The sequence below is a fragment of the Sorangium sp. So ce128 genome, from assembly GCF_051525245.1.
Classification (GTDB): Bacteria; Myxococcota_A; Polyangia; order Polyangiales; family Polyangiaceae; genus Sorangium; species Sorangium cellulosum_B.
In genome coordinates this window covers 9,218,732-9,243,962 of record NZ_CP150313.1, presented here as the reverse complement: position 1 = coordinate 9,243,962, position 25,231 = coordinate 9,218,732, and the positions used below count along the sequence as shown (strand labels likewise).

The 25,231-nt window shown below is 68.7% G+C and carries 13 protein-coding genes; 8 read left to right on the top strand and 5 right to left on the bottom strand.

What is annotated here, in order from left to right:
• Positions 1–1,716 precede the first annotated feature (1,716 nt).
• Positions 1,717–3,879 (top strand): toll/interleukin-1 receptor domain-containing protein, encoded by a 2,163-nt coding sequence (locus WME82_RS35120; RefSeq protein ID WP_438038864.1) that lies wholly within the window; start codon positions 1,717–1,719, stop codon positions 3,877–3,879.
• 338 nt (positions 3,880–4,217) lie between these two features.
• Positions 4,218–4,895: a DNA alkylation repair protein gene (locus WME82_RS35115; protein ID WP_437740857.1), complete on the top strand. Its 678-nt coding sequence runs from the start codon at positions 4,218–4,220 to the stop codon at positions 4,893–4,895.
• Positions 4,896–4,965: 70 nt separating this feature from the next.
• Here the strand turns inward: WME82_RS35115 and WME82_RS35110 are convergent, their stop codons facing one another.
• Positions 4,966–5,202 (bottom strand): hypothetical protein, encoded by a 237-nt coding sequence (locus WME82_RS35110; protein ID WP_438038863.1) that lies wholly within the window; start codon positions 5,200–5,202, stop codon positions 4,966–4,968.
• A gap of 311 nt (positions 5,203–5,513) precedes the next feature.
• Here WME82_RS35110 and WME82_RS35105 point away from each other — a divergent pair, with 311 nt between their 5' ends.
• From WME82_RS35105 to WME82_RS35090, 4 genes are all read left to right on the top strand, one after another.
• The gene (locus WME82_RS35105; protein WP_438038862.1) at positions 5,514–7,091 is read left to right on the top strand and encodes a hypothetical protein; all 1,578 of its coding nucleotides are present in this window, start codon (positions 5,514–5,516) and stop codon (positions 7,089–7,091) included.
• Positions 7,092–7,661: 570 nt separating this feature from the next.
• Complete coding sequence (locus WME82_RS35100; RefSeq protein WP_438038861.1) at positions 7,662–8,927, top strand: AAA family ATPase; 1,266 nt, start codon at positions 7,662–7,664, stop codon at positions 8,925–8,927.
• Positions 8,917–9,996: a hypothetical protein gene (locus tag WME82_RS35095; RefSeq protein ID WP_438038860.1), complete on the top strand. Its 1,080-nt coding sequence runs from the start codon at positions 8,917–8,919 to the stop codon at positions 9,994–9,996. Before WME82_RS35100 ends, WME82_RS35095 begins: the two co-directional genes overlap by 11 nt.
• Positions 9,996–11,714, top strand: coding sequence for a DUF262 domain-containing protein (locus tag WME82_RS35090; RefSeq protein WP_438038859.1), 1,719 nt, complete (start codon positions 9,996–9,998; stop codon positions 11,712–11,714). The genes WME82_RS35095 and WME82_RS35090 overlap by 1 nt, the downstream gene beginning before the upstream one ends.
• A gap of 371 nt (positions 11,715–12,085) precedes the next feature.
• On the opposite strand, the gene WME82_RS35085 is transcribed toward WME82_RS35090, so the two are convergent.
• Complete coding sequence (locus WME82_RS35085) at positions 12,086–12,529, bottom strand: hypothetical protein (protein WP_438038858.1); 444 nt, start codon at positions 12,527–12,529, stop codon at positions 12,086–12,088.
• A gap of 303 nt (positions 12,530–12,832) precedes the next feature.
• Between WME82_RS35085 and WME82_RS35080 the strand changes: the two genes are divergently transcribed.
• The gene (locus WME82_RS35080) at positions 12,833–14,869 is read left to right on the top strand and encodes a DUF4041 domain-containing protein (protein WP_438038857.1); all 2,037 of its coding nucleotides are present in this window, start codon (positions 12,833–12,835) and stop codon (positions 14,867–14,869) included.
• 300 nt (positions 14,870–15,169) lie between these two features.
• Here WME82_RS35080 and WME82_RS35075 read toward each other — a convergent pair whose 3' ends face one another.
• A complete protein-coding gene (locus WME82_RS35075) occupies positions 15,170–16,261 on the bottom strand; it encodes a cellulose binding domain-containing protein (protein ID WP_438038856.1) in 1,092 nt (363 codons plus the stop codon).
• Positions 16,262–16,782: 521 nt separating this feature from the next.
• On the bottom strand, positions 16,783–17,511 hold the full coding sequence (locus WME82_RS35070) for an enoyl-CoA hydratase/isomerase family protein (protein ID WP_438038855.1): 729 nt from the start codon (positions 17,509–17,511) through the stop codon (positions 16,783–16,785).
• A gap of 666 nt (positions 17,512–18,177) precedes the next feature.
• Between WME82_RS35070 and WME82_RS35065 the strand changes: the two genes are divergently transcribed.
• The gene (locus tag WME82_RS35065; RefSeq protein WP_438038854.1) at positions 18,178–19,905 is read left to right on the top strand and encodes a leucine-rich repeat domain-containing protein; all 1,728 of its coding nucleotides are present in this window, start codon (positions 18,178–18,180) and stop codon (positions 19,903–19,905) included.
• Positions 19,906–20,002: 97 nt separating this feature from the next.
• Here WME82_RS35065 and WME82_RS35060 read toward each other — a convergent pair whose 3' ends face one another.
• Complete coding sequence (locus WME82_RS35060) at positions 20,003–24,877, bottom strand: AAA family ATPase (RefSeq protein WP_438038853.1); 4,875 nt, start codon at positions 24,875–24,877, stop codon at positions 20,003–20,005.
• Between the last annotated feature and the right edge of the window lie 354 nt (positions 24,878–25,231).

The following is a 25,231-nucleotide window of genomic DNA, read 5'->3' as shown; positions in this document are numbered from 1 at the left end:
ACCGCCCTGTGGCCATGAACTCGAAGCCGGCGCGCAACCCGTCCACGGCGAACACTTGTCCATGTTGGAGGACAGGCTGAAGCTGCCAGACGGGCAGCTCGCGCACTCTCGATCCGTGGCCGCGCTGGCTGCGCGCGAGACGTACGTGCCGGCAGCACACGTGGCCCACGGGGAGCAGCACGTGGCAGGATCACCGTCGTGATCCCAGGTGCCGTTGTCGCAACGCACCTGGGGGGTGAGCCCGCCTGCGCAGTAATCGCCGGCGTTGCAGGCCTCACATTCCGCCGGTGTGGCTCCGCTCGCGGCTGCGACTTCCACGGTGCCGGGCTCGCAAGCGCCCGAGAAGAGGCAGGCTCCTGCCGGAAGGCACTGACTTCCTGCCGCGGGTTGGCTCGCGCTCGGGCAGGCGCTGCACCGCTGATCGGCCGTCGTGGATCCGGCGTGGCTCACATATGTACTGGGCGCGCAATCCGTGAAGGGCGTGCACGCGCGCACGTTCTGCATCGTCGAAAAGGTACCATCGCCGCAGATCACGCACTGGCGGTCGCTGGTGTCGGTGCCTTCCTTCGCGATGTACTGACCCGGGGGGCATCGCGACCACGCCTTGCAGGGATTGCTTGGGTCGCCGTCATGATCGAACGAACCATCAGGACAGATCTTGGGTCTGTCGTCCGGCGCGCCGCCTGCTCCTCCGCCGCCCGGCGTTCCGCCTTCGCCCGTGGCTCCGCCCGACCCCACTCCGCCTTCGCCCGTGGCTCCGCCTGACGTCCCTCCGCCTTCGCCGGTTGCTCCGCCCGACGTCCCTCCGCTGCCGCCCGAGTTCCCCGCGGCGGCGGTCGTGTTCCCTGCGTCGTTCCCAAGGCCGCCGCTGCCGCCCGTTCCGCCGCTCGATGTTCCGCCGCCTGTCGCTCCGGTGCCTTCCGAGTGACCTGTGCCTCCGGAAGAAGGGTGGGTGTCCTCGTCGTGGACCGTGCTTCCGCATCCGAAAAGGACGATTCCGCCGATGAGCAAGCCGCTGACCTGGCGGTGCGCTGGCCGCTGGCGATCGTGCATTGAATGCATACTGACCCCGATGCCCCCCCCGCGCAGCGCGGGTGCTGAAGTAGCGTACGCCACTCTGCTGAGGATGTCGGCTAGTTCCTCGAGCTGGCCTGCGCTTTCAGTGTGAATGATAGGTTGTGGTATTGCTGCTCGCGGCGATCTGCCGGCGCCGCGACGCGAGCGCCCCTGCCTTCCGCGATCCAATGCGCGGGTTGTGGGCCAGGAAATCCAAACCCGCGGGGGCTCGCCGACACGCCACGCTCTCCCCCGGCGCCCGCAGGTCGTGGAGTGAACGCGGCCCCCACGAGGCATGGATGAGTTGCTGATACAGGGCGGAGCTCGCCCAGCGCGGACGCACGGCGCTCGCGCCGATTCAGGCGGCCTTCTGCATGGCGCCGTCGGACCAGATGGGCGCGTAGCCGATCGTGGCCGCGCAACCGGACACGTCGGAGGAGCTCCGCCGTCGCCTGGCGAGCGTGGCACCGTGCCCGCGCGTAGCAACTCGGCACGCCGATCTCCGGAACGGACGAGGCGACTCCCGGCGCCAGTGCAGTGTTGACACAGCGGCCGCTCACCCGGAGTGGTGCAGCCCTCCTGGAACGTCCGAAATTCAGCCGGTCCGCCTGCGGGCTGATAGTAGACTTGGTCGCGATGCGCGGACAGCTAGGGACCATCGTGGAGTTCAACGTCACCGACGCCCTCGGATGGATCGAGCTCGACGAGGGCGGGCGGGTGCGGTTTGGAGGTACGTCTCTCCCCCGTGAGTGGGGCTTCGCCTGGGTCTCGGTCGGGACGCGCGTCGAGGTCCGCGGGACGAAGCCGGGTTATAGGGGCGTGCCGAAGGCGGTGGCGGTGGTACCATTGGTCACACCTGAGGACTCGGAGGGCCTTGTCGACGGAGCGCTGGCAACGTCACGCCCCATCCAGCTCTTCGTGGCCTTTGCCCCGGTAGACGACGCCTTCGCGCGCTGCCTCGAGAACCACCTCGCCGCCCTGGAATCGAGAGGTGTCGTCCGCACATGGAGTGAACGCCGGCTCGATCCCGGCGCCGACCGAGAGGTCGAGATCGGGGCGAGGCTCGATGAAGCCGACATCGTCCTCCTGCTGATCAGCGCGGATTTCCTCGCTTCACCTGCCTGCATGCGGCTCGCCGAGCGCGCGCTGGAGCTGGCGCATTCCGCGCCAAGGCCAGCGGAGATCATCCCCATCCTCGTTCGCGCCGCCGACTGGGAAATCACTTCGCTCGCGTGTTTTCAGGGGCTTCCATCCAACCGAGCGCCAGTCGCCAGCTGGCCCAACCACGACGACGCATGGGTCGATGTCGTCAAGGGGATACGAGAGGTTGTCAAGAGGCTGGCGCGCTCTCGCCAGCGAGCGAGCGAACCCCCGGGCACGGCTGCCGATCCAGCGCCGCAGGAGGGGAGGGCCAAGCCCGTCCGAGAGCAGCCGAGGCGCGAGCCGGTCTACACGCAGGAGTCGCCCGGCAGGCTCACGCCCATGGAGGTCGATCTTCTCGTTGAATACCTGAAGGACGCTTGGCCAGAGGCCTTGAGCCTGACCCTTCATGTGGACGAGGGGTATGGGATCAGTGGTTTGGATGACCGCCTGTTCGTGGGTCGGGCGCGCATCTACGAAGAGCTCGCTCGCCGCAAGCTGATCGAGGAAGCGACAGAGCGGAGATCGAAGCGGTGGTGCGCGCTCTACTACCCCGGCGCCACTCCGTCCCACTCGTTCCTGTTTCAGGCCGTGCTTTACTTTGACGAGCTATTCGTCATCCACCCGGGTAGTACCCTGTCCAGACAACAGCGCGTGTTCCAACGTTTTGGCGAGCCTGGTTGCAGCCAGGACGACCAAAAATTTCTGGATCGTCTGTCCGTGTTCGATCAGGCTGTGTTGCCGCTCAAGGAGGCGCTCGTCCTTCACTGCGTGCCCCCACAGATGCACCGGCATCCAGATTTCGTACGGCTCCTCACGTCCGACCTCGACGACCCCGGGTTCGTGTCGCTCGCGAGTGCGACCACCCACGAGCCCGTGTTCATAGCGGCCAAGAAGATGGAGTCCCTGCTCCCGCTGATCGGCGAGGGGGGAGACGTGGATTCCATCCGTCGTGACCTTCACCGGCGAGCAGGATACGGTCGCTCCGGCGATCGGAGGGGAGAGCTGTTCCCCGGGGACAGCTTTTACGGCGTCAAGATGGTGACGCCCGTCCTCGCGTCCTCCATCCTGCTGAATCATGCTTTCTTGACGGCGGAGCGATACGGGCTCATTCCGGTCACCGACGATCCAGGCATGGCGCGGCTGCTCCAGCGGAAGCTCGCTCGCATCAGCGCTCGAAAGGAGTTCGTCGACTTCCGCAGGGAGCTGCAGATCAAGGCCGGCTCGCTCGCGATACGCGCCGTCGAGGAGTACCTGCCCAGCTTTCGGTTCGAGAGCTTCGAGCATGTCCTCGAGGCTCGAGAGAGGCTATCCGAACATCTCCTTTCGTTCCGGAGCGCCATGTTGTCGCTGGCGGCAGAGATTGATGAATCGCCGTACGACCAGCTCTTTCCCAAGAGGGTCGAGCACGTGCTGAGCGTCAGGATCAGGCCCGCAGTCGAGGCGCTGCGGAGAGAAATTCAGAGATCGCAGGACTCGTTCGTCGTGAAGTTCCTGAGGAACGTTCAAGTGGGATCCATCCCGATCGTCGGCCTCGTCCTGGCTGGGCTGCCGCCCTCCGCGGTGATCGCGATGGGGGCAGGCGTGCTGACGGCGGAGGCGGCGATCGAGACATACCGTGACGTGAAGGCTATCAGGCGCAATGGATTCTCGTTGTTGCTGGGGGACGCCTGCAACCCGTGATGCCCTTGGCGGCGATGTTGTTCCGTGTCACAGCCCGGGATCGGTCGCGGCCTCTCGCGCGCCGTGCACGACCGTGCACCGAAGGGGCCGCCTTCACTCCACAGCCGTCACGGCTCCGAAAAGTTTGGCTATCGACATGGCCGGCTGCACCGCGTTAGGAGTCTCCGCATGCTGCGAATGAACGAATTACCGGTTTGGTCATCGGGCTTGGTCTGCCGCGCGAGGGCATGCCAGGCCCTCCTGGAACAACGACGCTGGTTCAACAACCAATCCGCGTCGCCGCTCGAGGCGGCGTCGCGGCGCTGGACGGCGCCCGCGGGTACGGCTAGCTCCAGACCATGAACCTCACCAACGTCATGCGGGAGCTCGCCGCGCTGAGCAACGAGAAGATGCGCGAGGTCAACGCCCGCGCCGGAGACGCCCACGGCGTGAACCTCACCCAGCTCCGCGCGCTCGCGAAGCAGCTGAAGACGGACCACGCCCTGGCCGGCGAGCTGTGGCGCACCGGGGACCCCGACGCCCGCCTCCTGGCGACGCTCGTGTTCAAGCCAAAGACGTTCTCGGCGGACGAGCTGGACGCGATGGTCCGGGAGATCGGCTATCCCAAGCTCCTCGACTGGTTCATCGTCAACGTGGTCAAGGCGTCGCGGCACGTCGAGGAGCTGCGTGTCCGCTGGAAGGACTCCGCGAGCGAGCTGGTCGGGCGCGCCGGCTGGAGCCTGACGACGGATCGCGTCGTGAAGAGCCCAGCCGGCCTCGACCTCTCCGCGCTGCTCGACCAGATCGAGGCGGAGATGAAGACGGCGCCGGGCCCGAAGCAGTGGTCGATGAACCACTGCCTCGCCGAGATCGGCATCCACAACCCCGGGTTGCGCGCCCGCGCAGTGGCCATCGGCGAGCGGCTCGAGGTGCTCAAGGACTACCCGGCGTCGCCGGGCTGCACGCCGCCGTTCGCGCCGGTCTGGATTGCGGAGATGGTGCGGCGGCAGAAGGCGGCGAAGACGCCGGGCAAGTGAGGGGGCGATGCGCGAGCGGGAGCTTCGCGACCCGCTGGGAGAGCAATTCGTCTCGCTCCCAGTTCCGGAGCTACTGTACGCCCGGTCCATCGTCCACGACGAACCACGTCTGGACGACCGATTGCCCCAGCGACAAGGTCGCGACGGGGGTCCAGTGCGTCACGAGCAGTGGCCAGGGATTCTGCTCGCCGGCGAGGGTCCGGTGCAGCACGCCCGTGGGGACGGGTTGGGGTACCGGCTCGCCGTCGTCCCAGAGCCCGACCTCGATCGGCACGAATCGATACCAGTGTCCCGACACACCAGTCACGGGGTATGGATACGTGGACCGCATCAACTATACGGGTGGTGTTTGCGGCACGCTGTGGGGGCCGCTCCCCTGATGCGACCTCCGGCCGTTCCCGTCGAGCAGGTCCCTGCCGCGTTCACGGCTGACCGGCGCGCCCGCCGGTAAACGCTGCTGGGGCGCAGCGCAACCAGCCCTCGACCTCCGGCAACGACGGCGGGCCTCTCCCGGCCGAGCCGATCCGCCCCTCGACCCGCCTCTTCCTGCTCGATACCGGCGCACGTATCCGCCGCTCGGTGAGCGCCTCGCCAGCTGATAGGATCGCGGGCGTCACCGTGAACGATCGCCGCGAGAGCTTCCAGGCCATTCCCCACGACGAGATCCAGCGCGCCGAGGACCGGTCGTGGACCGATCGGCTCCTCGGCTGGCTGGTGCTGCCCGAGCTCCCCGAGGCCGAGCGGGACGAGATCGCGACGACCCTGGCGCGCGTCGAGGACCCCCGCGCGGCGGCGCGGCTCATGCGCATCGTGGAGGCACGCGAGCTGCCCGAGGCGGCGCGCGAGGCTGCGGGCGCGATCCTGCGGGGCGCCGGGAATCCGCCGGGCGGCGCCTGGCTCAGGGCCGCCTGGGCGGAGGGCGACATCGTGCTTCGCCGTCACGCGCTGCTCTTCATGGAGCGCGCCGAGGCGGACCTCGTCGAGCCGGTTGCCCGGGATCCCGCGCACCCGCTTCACAAGGAAGCCATACAGGCCCTCGCGCTCGGCTTCTCGGAGCCGCGCTTCCAGGCGCTGATGATCGCCGCCCTCGGGCACCCCGACGCGGGTATCCGCAAGGTCGCCGCCGACGCGCTGGTATGGGACGAGCCCGTCGCGGCGGAGGCGCCGCTCCTGCGCGCCGCCGCGGATCCCGCGGTCGACGTCGCCGTCGCTGCGCTGGAGACGCTCCACTATTACCCGAGCCGGCGCTGCCTCGATGCGGTCGCCGCGCTTTGCGGGCACCCTGACGAGCGGGTGCGCGCCGCGGCGGCCGCCTGCGCTTTCGAGATCCGCGAGGGGAGGTTCCGGTGGGCGCTCGAGCGCGCCGGGCCGGCCGAGCGGCGGTTTCTCCTCGCGTGGATGGAGCCGGTCCGGCATCTCCTTGGCGTTCTGGGAGACGAGGACGCGTCGGAGGCGGACGATCCCGCCGCGCGCGGCCGGATCTCCTCGCCCGGCGGCGATCACGGATCGGGGGCAGATCTCGAGATGGCCGAGCTCCTCGCGCTCTATGCCGATCTCGACGGCTGCTGGGCGGAGAGGAAGCATCGGTTCGCGGACCGCTTCCGAGCAGCGGGAGTTGCGGCGGAGCGCGGCGCAGCGGCGGCGTTCCTGGCGGGGCATCCGGATCCCTGGATCCGCGAGCGATCCGCGTCGCTCCTCGCGGGGTGGGATGAGCAGGAGGCCCTCCTCGGGCTCACCCGCGATCCTGCCTTTCACGTCAGGAAGAGCGCGATGTACTGGCTCGGCGAGCTCTCTGCGAACCGGGCCCTCGCGGGGCCCGCCTGGGAGCACCTCGGCGAGCTCGGGACGACTGGCACGCATGCCCTCGAGACCCTGAACACGTACGTCGCTCATGCGCTCAAGGAGGAGGCCATCCCCCGGCTGCTCGCGCTGGCGCGCAGCGACGAGCGCGAGCCGGTCCGGTGCGGCGCTGTCGACGCGCTCGCGAAGCTCGGCGCGCACGCCGAGGTCGAGGCGCTCCTCCCGTTGCTCGCCGAGCCGCCGCAGATTACCTGGGCGGTTCACGTCGCGCTCCTCTCCGCGTGCGAGCGTCTCGGTCTCCACCCGGGACGGTGCGACGCGCTCCGCGAGGTCGACAACCTCGATGTTCAGCTCGCGCTCGCGCCCTGGGCGGCGGGGTCATCCGTCGCCGATTAGCTTCGAAGGAGAGCGCTGGACCGTCGCGCTTCTGGCTGTCCGAGGTGTTGAGAAAGAGAGTTTCCGCCAGAAAAACGGGGCGATAGCGAGCGGTCGCTGGAAACAGTAGCGATTTTCGTAGTTTCCGCCTGCTTCACAGCCGATGGCGGCTCCGGTGTGGCCCAACGGTGCGCCCTCCGCCGCTACGTCGCCTGCGGTGAAGGGCTGGTGGCATCACCGCTCGGGGTCGGCGCCTGACCCGGCGGCGCAGCGCCGAGGGATTCTCCTTCGCTCGCCACCGCGTTGCCGGGCCCTTCCGATGCGCTGCCGCCTGTTTCGGGATCGTGCCTGCGTCCCTGCACTCCGCCGGCCCAACGGTCCGCAGCTCAGCCGCCGCGCGAAGCGCGGTCGGCTGCAGCCGCTTGTTCGGTGGCGGTCGGTCGGTTCGTTCGAGGGCCGTAGCGCGATCTGATCGCCGCTCCCAACGCCGAGCCTCCACTGCCCGCCGCCCGCCCATCGCGTCCCGCCACCGCGTCGGTATCGACACAGCCCCCCGTGACATCCGCGGTGCGATCGTGGTACCGACCGACTGTGGCCCCGCAGATCCAGTCCGTCGAGGTGGCCCGCTACCGCGGCTTCCGGGACGCCCAGCAATGGTCGCTCGGGCGGCTCACCCTGTTCTACGGCGAGAACAACGCGGGCAAGAGCGCGCTCCTGCGGGCGTTGCCGGTCCTGGCGGAGAGTCGCACGCCGGGCAGGGCAGGGCTGGCGCTGGGCGATCCGGTGCGGCGAGCGGCGTTCCGTGAGGTGCAGTGGCGGGGCGGCGTCCCGAGCGGGGAGGACGACGACGTGGTGCTCGGCCTAGGCCTCTCGGATGGGACGAGCTGGAAGTGGACGTTCCGGTGGCTGCCCCGAGGGCTGGCGGTCATCCAAGAGGTCGCCGTCTCGCAGGGAGCCGAGCCTGTCGTCTTCGTGCGCGCCGATCTCGAGGCGCCGGACCCGAAGGATGTCGAGTACACTGGAACGAACGGGGCGCAGCGGCTCCAGTTCGACGGGATCATCCCGCGTCCGGGCACGCATCCGCTGGTGGATGGCTGCCGTGACGGCTTGATCGGCGCGCTCGAAGGGGTCGTGTGGCTCTCGGCCACGCGAAAGGCGCCCGCGCGCGAGGGCACAGCGGTCGGCGCGCCGGGCTTCCTCACGGGCAACGGCGAGGGCGCAGCCGCGCTGCTGCTCGCCGACGAGCACCTGCGCGCGGAGGTCTCGCGCTGGTTCGAGAAGCACACGCGGCACCGCGTGACGGTGGCGTCGCTGGGCTCGGAGTTGCGGCGCCTGGTTCTCGACCCCCTCCAAGGCGCGGCGATCCAGATTCCTTTCCCCGATGCCGGCGAGGGGCTCCAGCAGGTGTTCCCCGTCGTCGTCGCCCTCGCCCACCTGCGCCGGGCGGGCGGGACGCTGTGCGTGGAGGAGCCGGAAGGGCACCTCCATCCTCGGCTGCAGAAGGGGCTCGCGGAGCTGATCGTCGAGGTGCTCAGCGAGCAGCCGAGCGCGTCCGTGGTACTGGAGACGCACTCCGAGCTGTTCCTCGTCGCTGCGCTCACAGCGGCCTTGAAGCCGCTCGCCGGGGCCGTGCGGCTGTTCTGGGTCGAGACGAGCGCGGACGGCTTGGCGACCATCGAGAGCATCCCGCTCGACGAGACGGGCCGGCCCACCACGCCGCGGCTCGAACAGGCGTTCGCGACCATGGGCGCGATGGAGCGCGATCTGATCCAGGCCCGTAGGTCCGGTCGCGATGCAACTGCGAGCAGCTCTAAGCCCCTCGGCGGCGCCGAGAAGCCTCGCAGCCATGGAGGTTGAGCTCGACGATGCCCTCCTGACGGCGCAGCCGTGCGAGGAGCTGGCCATTCTCGCCATATGCGCGCTCGGCTGGGCAGGGCGCCACCGAGTGTTGCCCCAGACACAGGGGGTGTGGGATGCGTGGGCGGAGACGCTGCCCCCCAACCTGGAGGATCAGATCAAGAATGTGTGGAAAGACAGCCTGCGACGGTCCACGACGGGGGCCGCCTCCGAGCAGGTGCGTGTGGTCCCGACCGGCCCCCATCGGTTCGACCAGGAGCCCGTCGTGCTTACACCGAGCGAGGCGCTCAACTTGCTCGGCCGGCCGCTCCGCGTCTTCTTGGAGAACGGCCGGTATGACCGTGCCTTCCTGCTCGCCTTCGCCGACGCGGCGACCCACAAGGCGCTCGTGGAGGCGGAGCAGGCGGGGTGGCTGGTGTTCGAGACGGCCGGCGGGATCAAGGAGCTGGAGGTGCGGGCGCTCGATGCCGCGACCCACCCAACGCCGCGCGAGGTCTTTCGCACGATCTACCTGTGCGACAGCGACGCGCGTTTACCCGGGCAGCCGGACGCCCCCGCGGTCGCCATCGGCAACGCGCTAATGGCCCTGGGCGCGCGGTATCATCGGCCTGGTGTGCATTTCGGGAGGGTCCTTGCGCGCCGAGCTGCCGAGAACTACGCCCCGCCAGGCGCGGTGCTCGGCTGGGCGATGAAGAGGCTCGGCGCGCGGGCTCACGAGCTGTTCCTGCAAACTACCCACCTCGCGGGTCGAGACCAGTTGACGGTGGGGACGGGGAACGCGGGTAGCGCGCGGCGTCACCTGCTGGCTGCCATTGCCCTCCGCGAGCTCGAACAACAGAAGCACGCAGACGTCATCGCCCATTTCGACATGAAGCACGGGCGGCTCTACAAGGGAAATGAGCGTAACGCCCCCGCGATCTGGGCCAAGCTCGACGGCTTTCAGCGAGCCGCCCTGGAGGACGGCTTCGGGGCGGGCTTCTCTGATGACTTCTACGGCGCTCACAGGGCGCTGGGGGACAGCAGCGGAGAGATCGCCCCACTCCTCTCGAAGATCGTGGAGAGAGTCTGATGGCACAATCCTATCTCCGCAACCCGAGCGTCGAGCGGCTCCCTGTCATCCTGGAAGAGCTACACCGGGGCTCTCTCTGTATCCCGCCGTTTCAGCGAGACTTTGAGTGGGATGGACGTCAACGACTAGCGCTCTGCAGCTCCGTGCGGATGGGACTGCCGACCGGCGCTCTCATGGTGTGGCGCACGTCGCACGCATTGAAATCTGAGGACCCCATCGGCCCCTATTCTCTTCCGCAACCACGGACGCCCGCCTCGCAGTATCTACTGGACGGCCGGCAGCGGATGACGACCCTCTATGCAGCGCTGGCACCGAGCTTCTGGACGAGTGACGGCCTGACTCCGCCGGAGCTGACGGGGTCGAACAGGAATGCCCCTGACGGCACACCGTGGAGCATCATGTTTGATCTCGACAGCAACGGCGACGATCCAAGCAACTTCCTATACGAAGAGATTCCTTCTCAGGGAACCTTCCTATTTGACAAGCGGCCCCTGTTGCCTCTCAGCGTGCTCCTTGATGACAATGCCTACGACGAGTGGCGGGGTCGCAACAAGCTGTCGCGCGAGCAAACCAACCGAGCAAGGGCGCTGCGATCTGCGTTCACGGATTATCTCATCCCGGTAGTGCCACTGGTGACGGACGACATCTCTGTCGTGACCCTGACTTTCAAGCGGGTCAACAGCGGCGGAACTCCGATGGGCGACGCTGACATGACCCGCGTGCTCGCCTGGAGCAAGGGCTTCGACCTGCGCGATCACATCAACAGGACCCGAGAGGAGCTGAACCCGCACGGCTGGGGAAGCCTGGAGGAAGATGCTCTCCACAAGGTCATAGCGGTCGTCTCGAAGTTGGAACCGACCGAAGTCAACCCGGAAGAGCTGGCGAAGAAGATCCAGGTGACGCCATCGCTCGTCGAGACCGCTGGCGAGCGTGTTCTGGGCGCGGTTCAATTGCTCGGTGACGGGCTCGGGATCGCTGGCCCAGGGGCGTTGCCGTACGAGCAGGTGCTCGTCTTCGTGGCGCGCGCGCTGGACCACGCGGGAGGTGCGCTCACGCCAGAGCAGCAGAAGAAGCTGACGGCGTGGGCTGCCGAGGTGTGCCTCGACGCACGGTTCGGCGGCGCGCCGACGCACATGATTCGTGCTGACTGGCGTGCCCTGGCGAATCGCCTTGGACTTCCCGACGCCGACCCGCCGCGGGCGAGGGACGAGAAGCGACCGAAGGTGAACGAGTGCTGGGTGTTCTCCATGGCCTGGGCGCGGAGCCGTGGCACAGCGCTAGTGCTCGCCGCGCAGGGCCCGCGGGACGCAGGAGACAAGCCCTTTGCAAATCCCGGCGTGATGGTCGCGCGCGGCACCGACAATCTCGGCATGCTGCTGGCCGACGGCGCAGAAGGGCTTCCGGCGTCGCTGCGCAAGAGAGTGGCCACGGACAGGCGCCTCAAGGTCGCGCTGCGCTCCCCCGCGAACCGCGTCGTGTGCCCGTCCGAGGCGCTGCCGAGCCTGCGAGCCGCGTTGCTTCGGCCCGACTGCCCGGAGGGCATCCGGCGCAGTCACCTCATCGGCGCCAACGCGCACGCCGCGCTGCTCGCCAGCGAGTTGGAGGACTTTTTCGAGCTCCGCCGCGATGCCATCATCGCTGCGGAGGAGCGCTGGGTCCAGGAGCGCGGCGGCAAGGTGGACATCCTCCGCGAACCGCGGACCTACGCCGCGGGTTGACGCTAGCTCGACTACCGGCGCGAGCTCGCTCGGCCTTCTGGTGCTCGCGATAGGCCGAGCAGCCGACCGATCGTCTCGTGAACGACCCGGGCCGCCACCTCATCCCCGAGGGCGACGGCGCGGCTCAGGGTGCTGGCGAGCGAGGCGACCACGGCCGCCCGAGGCGATGGAGCGGTCACGGCGAGCGCTCCAGGCCCGGGGCTCGACCATTGGGCCCGGGTTGGGTCCATGCCTCCCGAGGGGGTGCGATCCGTCGTCACACTCTCCCAAAATCCCGGAGGATCCGACGGATCGCGACGGTTCGCCCCCGCGGAATCGTCCCGCCAGAAAAGCCGGTCGACAACGAGCTGTCGCCGGAAACAGCAGTGATTTCACGGTTTCCGCCTGTTTCGCCGCCGAGGGCGGCTCCGGTGTGGCCCAACGGGGCGCCCTCCGCCGCCGCGTCGTCCGCGGTGATGGGCCCGCGACATCACCGGTCCCACCGTGCGGCCACGCTGCACCCTAGCTGTCGGCCTCGATGGCGTGGGGATGTCGTCGAGGAGCTCCTCGGGATAATCGATTCTCTGGAGGAAGGCCAGCGCCGCCTCCGCGCAGAGACGCGAGGCCTGGGAGCGCCTGGGGTCGTTCTTAGGGACGTTTACGAGATCGTGCAGCCACGCCGCTGAAACGACGACATCGAGCCTGACCGCCTCGTCCGCCGCGAGGGCCTCGGCCGTCGCGACCATCCGTGTGATGTGCGCGAGATCGTGGATGGCGTCATCGCCGAGGTCGGTCGCCTCGAGCTTCTCCACGAAGAGCGGCTCCCAGCTTTTCATGCCCGCCTCTTCTCCGTGGAAACGAGCAAGTGCAACGATTCTGCCGTTCAGGCCGCAGGCGCTCGGAGACGAGCGAAGGCGACGTTCACGCTGGCGCCGACGTAGGGCGTCGTGCGTGCTGGCGCGACATGGGATGGCCCTGATGTCGTGAGGCGTGTTGAGGGATGCTCCCGCGATCGACAAAGATGAGCCGCCCTCAGATCCGTGCCGGGACGCGCGACACGATGGTCGCGTACTCTGGAAGCGCGGCGTGCTGCCGTCCGCAGAAGGAGCATCGTGGAGCTCGTTCTCATCGTCCTTGTCGTGGTCGCGCTCGCGATCGCGGCGTTCTTCGCGTTTAAGGAGCACAAGACCAGCATCTCACTCCGGCAAGCGGAGGGCTCGCTCCGGCAAATGGAGAGCTCACGCCAGCAGGTAAGCGGCGAGCTCAAGCGGGCGCTCGATGCGAACGGAGGTCTTTGCCAGCACGTCGCGAGCCTGCAGGAGCAACTTCAGCGCCTCAGCCGCTATCAGACGATCGTCGACGCCGAAGCCGCCGCAGCCGGAATACGAGCGCAGACCGAGACGTGGGCAGCACAGCTCAGGGCGCACGCGGAGGCCGCTGCGGCGGAGCTCGTCAGCGGCGCCCGACGGGAGGCCGAGCGCCTTCTCGCCGACGCGCGCAACACGGGCGCCCAAGCGCTCGCCGCTGCCGACGCGTTGAAGGCGCAAACCGAGACGTGGGCAGCGCAGCTCAGGGCGCACGCGGAGGCGGCTGCGGCGGAGCTCGCCAGCGGCGCTCGACGGGAGGCCGATCGCCTCCTCGCCGACGCGCGCAGCACGGACGCCCAAGCGCTCGCCGCCGCCGACGCGTTGAAGGCGCAAACCGAGACGTGGGCAGCGCAGCTCAGGGCGCACGCGGAGGCGGCTGCGGCGGAGCTCGCCAGCGGCGCTCGACGGGAGGCCGATCGCCTCCTCGCCGACGCGCGCGCGACACACGCGCAGGAGCACGCCGCGGCCGACGCCTTCAAGGCGCAGGTCGCGGCAGAGGCGCAGGCCGCCCAGGCGGCGGCGCGCGCCTCGGTTCAAGCGACGCTGGGCCAGGCTTCTGTCGACGCGGCCCGTATCGTAGACAACGCGAACCGGCGCGCCGAGGAGATCGCCGGCGCTGCGCTCACCGCGCAACGGGAAGCGAAGCGCCTCGAGCAGACCGCGCAGGCGATGAAAAACGTGATCGAGGGCTACGGCGATCGCTACGTCATGCCGACGGCGGGTCTCCTGGACGAGCTCGCCGAGGAGTTCGGTTTCGCCGAGGCAGGTCAGCGCCTCAAGACGGCGCGCGGCAAGTGCCGCGACATGATCAGCGACGGCGCGGCGGCAACGTGCGAGTACGCGGAGGCGAACCGCCGCACGACGGCCATCGCCTTCGTGCTCGACGCGTTCAACGGCAAAGTGGACACGATTCTCGCCGATGTTCGGCACGACAACTTTGGGACCTTGCAGCAGAAGATCCGGGATGCCTTCATGCTGGTGAACCAGAACGGGCGCGCCTTCCGCGAGGCGCGGATCCTACCCGAGTACCTCGACGCCCGGCTCGAGGAGCTCCGATGGGCCGTGATCGCGCAGGAGCTGAAGCTAAAGGAGCGCGAGGAACAGCGGCAGATTAAGGAGCGAATCCGGGAGGAGGAGCGAGCCCAGCGCGAGTTCGAGAAGGCGAAGAGGGAGGCCGAGAAGGAGGAGGAGACGATCAGAAAGGCGATGGAAAAGGCACGTCGCGATGTGGAGAAGGCGAACGACGAAGAACGCGCCAAGTACGAGCAAAAGCTCCTCGAACTCTCCGAGCGTCTCCGCGCGGCGGAGGAGAAAAACCAGCGCGCCGTCTCGATGGCGCAGCAGACGAAGGCCGGGCACGTCTACATCATCTCGAACGTCGGTTCGTTCGGAGAGCACGTCTACAAGATCGGCATGACGCGGCGGCTCGAACCCCTGGACCGAGTCCGTGAGCTGGGCGATGCGAGCGTGCCGTTCGAGTTCGACGTGCACGCGATGATCTCTAGCCAGGATGCTCCAGCCCTCGAACGGGCGCTCCATCAGCGTTTTGTCCGCAACCAGGTGAACAAGGTGAACCCCCGCAAGGAGTTCTTCCGTGTGCCGCTCCACGACATCCGCCAGGAGATCGGGCGGATGTCGCTGGAGGTAACGTGGACGCTAGCGGCAGACGCGCGGGAGTTCCGAGAGACGCAGGCGATTGAGCGTGCGATGGCGAATAGGACCTTCGACGAAGCCGCCTGGCTGGAGGCGCAAGCGAAAGCCGAAGCCTCGCCGGCGTTCGAGCGCGATCTCGCGGAGGCCACCGCCTGACACCGACGCGTTTCAAGGCCAGCGGTGGAGCGGCGCAAGGCTGCCTCCGCGCTACCCTCCGTAGGACGTGCACTACCTCTCTGCCGGCTCGTCGGCACGCAACCACTGCGCGCGGGCGATCTCAGCGGAGCCCGCGGGCGCTGGGGAGCGGCAAGGCTCCGGCAGCGAGTCCACGAGCGGCGGGCTCCTGGTGGGTGGAGCTGGCAGTCGCGGTGGTCATCACACGACACGAGTGAACTCCGTGGCGTGAGGAGATTGAACCTCTCCACGAGGTGATTCTGCCGCGGACGCCGACGACGCTCAGCGGTCGGGCGCGCCTGCGCAGATCCAGTCGATGATCGTCTTCATGTCGGCCTCGGGCAGCGGCGCGCCCGGGGGCATCTGGATCTCGGCATCGCCGCACAGGCCGGTGCCGTTCAGCTTGTTGATGAGATAGCTGCTGCTGGGCATGAACGGCCTCACGAGCACCTGGTCGCCGGAGCAGCGGCCGGCGTCCTGACTGACGAGCTCGCCGACCGCCGCGCTCGCGCGGAGGTCGAGCCCGCCGGCCGGCGTGCTGGCGTTGCCATGGCAGTACTCGTTCGAGCAGCTCCGCTCCAGGATGGGTTGCACATCGGCGAAGGTCGCCGTCGCCGTGCTGCAGGCGGGATCGAGCGGCGGCGCGCCGCCTGCGCCAGCGGTGGAGCCGTCGCCGCCCGCGCCAGCGGTGGTGGTGGCGCCACCCTCGCCGCCCGCGCCAGCGGTGGTGGTGGCGCCACCCTGGCCGCCCGCGCCAGCGGTGGTGGTGGCGCCGCCCTCGCCGCCCGCGCCTGCGGTCGTGGAGCCGTCGCCGCCCGCGCCAGCGGTGGTGGTGGCGCCGCCTTCGCCGCCCGCGCCCGCGGTGGTGGCGCCGCCTTCGCCGCCCGCGCCGCCAGAACCAACGGTGCCCGTGGCGCCGCCGTCTCCTTCGCCACCTTCACCGCCGCCGCCGCCGGTCGCCGCGGCGCCGCCCTCGCCGCTGCTCGCCGATGTGCTCGAGCCATCGCCGCCGTCGACCGATACGAGCGCGGGCTTCTCGGCGCCGTCCGCGCAGAACCCCCACGACGCCGTGGCGCCCGGGCTCAGCGTGCCGTTGTAGCTCTCATTGACGGCGCGCAGCTGCCCATCGGACGGCGTGACGCTGGCGGTCCACGCATGGCGCAACGACGAGCCGTTGAGCGCCACGACCACGCCCCAGGCGGTGGTGGTCCGGTCGGTGCTCTTGTTCTTCACCGTCACAAGCGCGCAGTATCCAGATTGCCACTGTGCCGGAACCGTGAGCTCCGCCTCCATCGTGCCATCCAGGCTGCTCAACCCCGAGACGAGGGAATCGCTGCGCTCGTCGTGCAGCGGCCCAGGGCTGCAGGCGAGCAAGAAGCATGCAAACGAAGCGAAGCAATGTCCAAGAAAGCGAGTTGTACGCATCAAATTTCTCCAAGCAAGATCAAGTGAGTCGCAGGGTTCCGTCCAATATGAATAAGTGAATCAGAGCGTGCCCGCGAGCTCCGTTGATCGATTAGGTGAAGTCGTCATTCCCGGCAAGCATTACTTTGATCGCGGCTGTGTCCGCCGATCTGCGCCCGTCGCATGCGACGATGACAGTGTGGTCATCGGGGCGCTCGTCGCGTACAGGCGGTCTCATCGATTCATCGCTCCGGCAGGCTGTGCAATGAAGGTGGCCACCTCGACGCATGGATAGGCGATCGAACGAACATCGCCTCTCCAGGAGGGGAGCCCGATCGTCCGAAGGATCGTCGGTCAGTCGTCGTGTGCGGCGTGGCGGCGCGACTGGATGAGAGCGCCGGACCATCCGTGATGGCGAGGAGGCGGGGATCTCGGCGACTGGCGCGCTCAGGGGCGGGAGCGACGGCCCTTGCGCGCCGAGGGCTGCGCGTTCATGCCGGCAGAAAGGCCTGCTTCGAGGAGAGGAGCGCGTCCATCAGGGCCTCCCGCTCGGCCGTCGGCTGCGCCGCGACCCGCTCCCACGCGTCCCTGCGGAGGCTCGCCTTGGCGAGGCGGAACGCCGCGGCGGGGCGGCCGCACGCCGTGGCGAGGAAGCGGCGCGCGTCCTCGAGCGGCTCGGCGGAGAGCGCGTCGCCGACGCCCATGTCGAAGAGGCTCGCGGGGGAATGGAGCTCCGCGCCGAAGACGAGCCTCCGGAGCGCGCGGGCGGGAGAGGCGGTCCGGGCGATCTCGAAGGCGACGCGCGGGAAGGCGATGCCCACGGCGAGCTCGGGGAGACCGACCTTGTAGTCGCCGGCGCCCAGGGCGAGGAAGTCAGCGCACATCGCGAGCAGGAGCCCGCCCGCGATCGCATGGCCGTGAACGGCGGCGGCGAACGGCTTCGAAAAACGGAAAGCGCCGCCGAAGGCGGCGTCGAAGTCGTCGAGGAAGCTTCCAAGCCCCTCTCGATCGAGCGACGCGACCTCGCGGAGATCGAGACCCGCAGACAGGCAGTTGCCGGCGCCGCGGACGAGCACGCCACGCGCGGCGTCGTCCTCCGCGAGCCGCTGGAAGACGTCGGCGAGCTGGCGGAGCACCGCCTGGTTCATGGCATTGACCTTCGGTCGGCTCAGCGTGACCTCGGCGATGCCGTCTCTGGTGAGCACCTCGACGAATTGCATGGCGAGACGATCGCGCAGAGACGAGCGCGGCGCAAGCTCGCGCGCCCTGGCTCCCGGGCCGCGGCCCGCGGTGATCAGGCTGCGTGTGCGAGATCGCAAGCGATCCCTCCTGCAAGCGCGGCGCTCTATCGACAGATGATCCATGCAACGAAGGGTTGCTTTCACTCCACAGCCACCCTGAGCGGACCTGTCAGCGGTCCCAGACGAGCGAGACGGGCACGGCGCGCTCCGCATCTCCTGCAAAATTTCCGTGCTGTAACCGCACAGTTCCAGCACCCGGTCGTTCTTGACGCGGGATCGCGGTGAGCCCAACCTCGCGGCATGCGGAACCCGTGGTGGGTGGGCGTGTTTGCGGCGATTGCGCTCGCGTCGGCCTGTGGGGCCCGGGATGCGCTCGACATCGAGGGACCGCCGGCGGATGAAGGCGAGGTCGGATCGACGGCAGGGGCTGGCGGCGCCGGCGCCACGTCATCGAGCTCGGGCGACCCAGCGATCGGCGCGAGTGCCAGTTCAGGCGGTCAATCCTCGGGAGGTGGGCCGAGCGAGCCGGGCGTCGGTGGCGCGGGGGGCGCGGGTGTCGGAAGCGCGGGTGCCGGTGGCGCGGGTGCCGGTGGCGCGGGTGCCGGTGGCGCGGGGGGCGCCGAGCAGGGGTGCGACCCGGCCCGCGTGGAAAGCGGCACCTGGAATGTCAATCGCCAGGAGGATCTCGAGAAGCTGCGCGGCGTCACCGTGCTCAATGGCAGGCTCGACATCGGCGGCGAGGTCTCCGACCTGTCCCCGCTCGCGTGCCTGACGAGGATCTCGGGCCGCCTCGTGATCAGCGACACCAGCCGGCTGTCCAGCCTGAGCGGGCTCGACTCCCTCTCCTTCATCGGGGCGCGGCTGGAGGTGGCGCGGAACGCGTCGCTGCTGCGCCTCGGCGGGCTGCCGAGCCTGCAACGGGTCAAGGGGATCATCGAGATCCGTGAAAACCCGATCCTCGAGAGCGTCGCCGGCGTCGGGTTGACGTCACATGAGGTGCACGTGATCGACAACGATGCGCTCGATTCCTTGTCAGGCTTCGAGAGGCTCGAGGAGGGGGTGCTGTTGATCCAGGGCAATGACCGGCTCGTGTCGCTGGACGGGCTGCAGGGCCTCCGCCGGGGGACGCTCCGCCTTGTCGACAACGATGCGCTCCTGTTCTTGCCAGGCGTCGAGAATTTCGAGGAGGGGGAGCTCTGGATCGTGGGCAACGACGGGCTTTCGTCGCTGCGCGGGCTGGCGAGCCTGCGCCGCGGGCAGATCAGCGTGCTCGAGAACGATGCGCTGATCAGCCTCGACGGCCTCGAGGCCGTCGAGGAGCTCGATGTGCTCGACATCTCCGGGAACGACGGGCTCCGCGAGCTGAACGGTGTCTCGCGGCTCTCGACCGTCCAGAACCTCGTGTTGGCGGAGAACCCGCAGCTGACCTCGCTGTACGGCCTCGACCAGCTCCGTCACGCGGGATCCATCTCCATCGCGCGGAACGAGCGTCTCCGGCACCTGGTCGGGCTCGGGGGGCTCGAGACCGTCGACGGTCTCATCATCACCGGCAATTCATCGATGGGCACGCTCACGGGCATGCTCTCGCTCCGTGGTGTCCTGTATGCCGTTATCGAATCGAATCCCGAGCTGGTGATCGCCGACGCTCTCGCGCACCTCGGCTCGGACTCGAGCGAAGTGCAGTCGATTTATTTCACCTCCAACCCCAAGCTCACCAGGATCGATCTCGGCGGCCTGACGCGCCTGCGAGAGCTGTTCATCTCCGATTGTGGCTCCCTGGCGGACCTGTCCGACCTCGCCGGCGTGACCGAGCTGTCGGTGCTCTCCCTGGGCCATAACGCCGGGCTCGTGAGCCTTACAGGCGTGGAGCAGATCTCGGATCTCTTTCTGCTGTCGATCGCGTACAATCCTGGGCTCACGGATCTGCGGCACCTGAGCGGCCTCCGCAACGTCCGAAACGGGATCGAGATCTTGGGTAACCCCGCGCTGACCAGCCTCGACGGGCTCGGTTCGTTCAGCGAGGGCGTCGGCGTGACCGATGTCGTGACGCTCGAAGGCAACGAATCGCTCGTGGACATCGACGCGCTGCGTGGCCTGGTCCGCGTGAGCCAGCTCGTCATCAAGGACAACGACGCGCTGCTCGGGCTGACCGGACTCGAGGGCCTGGCTGATCTCGATAGCCTCATCGTCGAGGGGAACCTCTCGCTCGCGACGCTCCGCGGCCTGGGCGCCCGAACGGTCAATGGTTGGATCGAGATCATGGGCAACGAGAGCTTGCCGAGCTGCGAGGTCGACGCGTTCGTGGAGCGCCTCGACTGGGTGCCCGAGAGCGTGCGCGAGGAGGACAACGGCACCGGGACCTGCTCGCCCTGAGCCCGCGGTGGGCCCGCCGCCGCGCGCGGACGACGCGAGCGCGCGCCGGGCTCGGACGCGCGCAGCGGCGCTTCGCAGCGGCGCTGCGCTGGCGGGATCAGCGGGCCGCGAGGCTCCGCATGCAGAACTTGAGGGCCTCGCGCAGGGTGGCGTGCGTGCCGAGGGAGCGCAGATCGACGTCGAGAGAGGTCATGGTGCGCGCGACCGCGGGGCGGATGCCGGTGACGATCGGCCGGACGCCCAGGAGCTCGACGGCGCGCATGATGCGGACGAGGTGGTCGGCGACGGCCTCGTCGATGGTCTCGACGCCGGTGGTGTCGAGGAGGGCGAAGCGCACATCGCCGCGCGAGACCGCGTTGAGAAGGCTCTGCATCAGCTCGCTGGCGCGCTCGCCGTCCAGGGCGCCGATGAGCGGCACGGCCAGGACGCCATCCCAGACATGGAGGATGGGGGCGGAGAGGGCGTGGATGACCTCGCGCTGCTGCTCGATGAGGGCGCGCTGCTCCAGCATCCGCTCCTCCTGCTCGCGCTCCCGCGCTGCATAGAGCACGCCCAGCTCGGCGTGCGCCGCGCGGAGCTCGGCCGTGCGGGCCTCCACCTTGTCCTCGAGCTGGGCGAAGAGGCGGGCGTTCTCCAGCGAGACGGCGACCTGCGAGGAGAGCAGGCCGAGGAGCTCGACGCGATCGTGCGTGAAGACCGCGCTGGCGAGCGCGTTCTCGAGGTAGACGATCCCGAGGACGCGCCCCTGGTGGAAGATGGGCGTCGCGAGGAGCGATCGCGGCTGGACGGCCTTGATATAAGGGTCGGATCCAAAGGCGGGATCGCTCGGGGCGTCGGCCATGACGACGCTGTCCTCGGTCCGCGCGACATACTGGACCACGCTGGCGGCCAGATCGGAGCGGGAATCCAGAGGGGTCGAGGCGATCCGCTCGACGCCCCCGGCGATGTCGCCGGCGGCCTCGATGGTGAGGCGCCCGTCGTCCTTCAGGATCAAGAAGCCGCGGCGCGCGCCGGCGCTCTCGAGCATGATGCGCATCAGCGCCTCGAGCAGCCGGGACAGGACGATCTCCCCGGCGAGGGCCTGAGAGGCCTTGAGCACGCTGCGCAGGTCGAGGTCTTCCCTGGCGCCGGTCCTTGCGCCGGTCGGGGCGGGCAGCAGCACGAGATCGGGATGGTCGCGCTCGAGGCGGGCCATGGCGCTCGCGGCGCCCCAGCGCGCATACTGGGCGTGGGCCTCGGTCATGTAGGCGCGCGCGCTCGTGGTCCTGCCGAGAGCCAGGTAGCAGCGCGCGCAGAGTTCGTTGCCGAGGGCGCTGTCGTGGAGATAGCCGCCCTCGACAGCCGCGCGGATGCCCTCGTCGTAGAGATCCAGCGCCTCTCGCCTGTCGCCGCTCACGCGCGCGAGCTCGGCCGCGAGCAGGAGGTGGCGGTGCCTCATGTTGTCGGGCGCATGGCTCGCCCAGAAGGCGACCTTCTCGCCGAGGGCACGGGCCTTGTCGAGATACCGCTCCCGGGTCTCCGGATCCGCGCTGTCGGCCGCCTGGACGAGGGCGACGCCGCCATAGAAGTGGAACGGCGGGTTGCCCTGCCAGCCGGCGATCCCGATGATGGTGGGGTTCGCCTCCATCGCCAGCGCGGCCGCCCCCGCGTAGTCGCCCTGGAACACGCGCAGGAAGAGGCGGTAGAAGATGGTGAAGAAGAGCGAGGCCTGGTTGTTGACCTGCACCGCGCTGTCGACGAGCTCTTTGATCTGGACCCACTCGCCGGCCAGCTCCGTCGGCCCGGGATCCGGGCTCATGAGGTTCTCGCAGATCTGGCCGACGCAGGAGACCATCCAGGTGATGAAATTCCACCTGTCGAACTTCCTGATGGGCAGCAGCGACTGCGATTCGGCCTTGATCTCGGCGAGGGGGCGGCCGAGCAGGAGGGTCGCCGTGTTCGCGTTGGTCATGCAGTAGAAGGTCCAGACGTACTGTCCTGTCTCCAGGCCGGCATGGATGCCGGAGAACAGGACCTCTCGCCCCTTCTCGTAGCTCGTCTGCCAGTGCATGACGAACGCGCCCCACATGCAGGCGAGGATCGGGTCGTTCCGCTTGTCCGGATAGCGCCGGAGGATCTCGCCCGCGGCTTCGCCGAAGGCGTAGCCGAGCGGGATCCGGCCGCTGACGCACAGGATCTGGCCGAAGACGACGTAGGCGAAGACCGAGCTTTGCGAGACGCCGTATTGCACGGTGTCTCGCAGGATCTTCATCACGCAGAAGCCGAAGTTGTTGCTCGCGAGGAAGTAGCAGGACGAGATCATCTCCTCCAGCACGCTGTGCAGGACGGCGACCTCGGGGTCGGCGAGCCGCGGCAGATCGCAGAGCGACTCCATCGAGCGGCCGTCGAGGAACCTGAGCGTCGCCTCGACGTCGCCGGCGACCGCCTCGTCTGACGGGAAGGGCGGGAGATCGATCCCGAAGGCGCGCAGGGCCACGAGCCCCTCCTCGAGGGCGGCGTGCAGATCGGCCTTGAGGATGTGGACCCGCACCTTGAGCCCGTGGGCCCGCGTCTTGTCGAGCCGGCTCCTCGCGTGGACCACGGCCCCTTCCAGCGTGGGGAGGGCGTCGTCCGGGCGGCCGGAGAGCCCCTGCATGAGGCCCATCTTCGTGGTGAGCGCGAAGCTGAGCTCGTACTCCGTCGCCCACGGATCGCCGGGGAGCCTGGCGATGCCCTCGGCCAGGTACTTGAGCGCGGCGTCGAACGCCGCGCTCTCCTCGGCCCGCTCGGCCGCGGCGAGGTTCATCCGCGCGAGATCGACGCGGGCCGCGGGGTCCTGGATCAGGTCGCCGGCGAGGTTCAGGTGGTTCACGACGTCGAAGAGAGAGCGCGCGTCGGACCCGAGCTGCTGCCGCAGGAGCACCCCGATGCGGTGGTGGAGCCCCGGCCGCTCCTCGACGGGGATCATCGCGTAGGCGGCCTCCTGGATCTTGTCGTGGACGAAGCGATGGCACGCGCCGTCGCCCGCGATGAGCTCTTCCCTGAGCGCCGGCTCGACGCGCCCGTAAAACTCGTCGATGGAGCACTCGCTGACGGTCGAGAGCGTGCCCAGATCGAAGCGGTTGCCGAGGGCCGCAGCGAGCCTGAGCGCGTCCTGCGCGGCGGGGGGCAGGCGGCGGATGTTGCTCCCCATGAGGTCGAGGACGTTATCCGTGTACTCGAGGGCGCGTATCGCAGCGAGATCCCACGACCAGCGGCCGGCCTCATCGAAGGACAGCGCGCCGCTGTCGTGGATCGATTTGAGGAAGCGCTTGATGAAGAACGGGTTTCCGCCCGTCTTCTTCAGCACGAGGGCCGCGAGCTGCGCGCAGTCCGAGCGCCCGAGGCTGTCGCTGATGAGCGCCTTGACGTGCGGGAGCTCGAGCGGGGTGAGCACGATGGGCTCGATCTCGACGCCGCTCTTCCGGAGCTCCTCGACGGCGCGGATGAAGGGGTGCGCGGGGCTCACCTCGTTGTCGCGGTAGGCGCCGCAGAAGAAGAAGGCCCCGAGCCCCTCGGCCTCGAGCAGCGCGTTGACGAGGCTCAAGCTCGCGGCGTCGATCCACTGAAGGTCGTCGAGGAAGAGGACGATGGGGCGCCCCTGCCCCGTGAAGGCGGAGACGAAGCGCTGGAAGGTGAGGTTGAGGCGGTTCTGCGCCTCGACGGGGCCGAGGGAGGGCACCGGCGGCTGCTCGCCGATGAGGAACCCGAGCGCGGGGAGGACCTCGCAGATGACCTGCGCGTTGCTCCCCAGCCCCTCGATCATCGCCGCTCGCCAGCGCGCGATGCGCTCCTCGCTCTCGGACAGGATCTGCCGGAGCAGCGCGTCGAACGCCTGGAGCACCGGGCCGAGGGGCCGGTCCCGATTGAACTGGTCGTACTTGCCCGTGATGTAATAGCCCTTCTCGCGCGCGAGGGGCTTCAGGATCTCCTGCACCAGGGACGACTTCCCGATGCCGGAGTAGCCCGAGACGAGGACGATCTTGCGCGTGCCGCCCAGGACTCCGAAGAACGCCTCCGTGAGGCGCTCGATGCTCTCTTCGCGACCATAGAGCTTCTGGTGGATCTGCAGCAGGTACGCGGCGTCGCGCTGGCCCAGGTCGAAGCGATCGAGCTCGCCATGGTCGAGGCGCCGCCGACACTCGTGAAGGTCGGCGAGGAGGCCGCTCGCGGATTGATAACGGTTCTCCGCGTTCTTGGAGAGCAGCTTCATGACCACATCGCCGAGCGCGGCGGGCACGGCGGCGCTTCGCGCCGCGGGGTGCTCGGGGATCTGGGCGATGTGGGCGTGGACGAGCTCGAGCGGGTCGCTCGCCTTGAAAGGGACGTCCCCGGTGAGCATGCGATAGAAGAGCACGCCGAGCGAGTACAGATCGGCGCGGTGGTCGACGCTCCGGTTCATCCGGCCGGTCTGCTCGGGCGAGATGTAGGGGAGCACGTCGGAAATGACAGCATCGCTGTAGAGCGACTCGCGCTCCCGCGTGACCGCGGCGTCGATTCCGTAGTTCAGGATCCGGGCCTGACTGTCGCCAGAGACGAGGAAGCTCTTCGGCCTGACGGCGCCGTGCACGATCCCGTGCCCGTGCAGCACGCGCACCGCCTCGGCCATGGAGATGGCGAGCTCGAGGCACGCGTCGACGTCGAGGACGTCGAGCCTGCCGCGCGCCGCGAGGTGGCCCTCGAGCTCGTCGCCGGCCGTGTCCTTGAGGACGAGGACGAGCTCCCCGTCGTGCTCCTCCACGCCGTAGACCTTGACGACGCGTTCGGACTCGATTTGCGCGATGTGCTTGTACTCGTGCTTGACGCGGGCGCGGTCCACGACGCGCGAGCCGCCCGCGCCGAGCACCTTGAGCACCACGGGAGCTCCGTCGTTCGCACGGATCGCGCGGTATCGGGCGGAGTCGCCTCTTGGATCGAAATGGCTGACGGAGTGGTAGCTAGGTAGAGTGAGCATCAGCCAGTCGACCCCCCCGAACTCCGAGTCATCGAAAAATTACCACGGCGCCAGCTCGCCGGGCAAGGGCGACAGGACGAGGGAGTTGCTCGCGCAGGCAGAGAAGAAAGGGCCATGATCGATTCAGCCCGCTCTCCGGAAATCGCCATGTGTTCGCGCTTTCATTAAGCGAGCTGACGTCCTCGTCCTCTCATGACCTCGGCCATCGCAGCGTCCGTCCGGCTCCCCGGGCATGACGGCGTGCCGCGGGCGAGCCGGCTCAAGATTGCGCCGCCGTTTCCCGTGGCAAAGCGCGGTCCTTCGGGCAACATCACAAATTGGCCGGCGCCTCGGGGGCCGCTCCGGCGCTCGCCC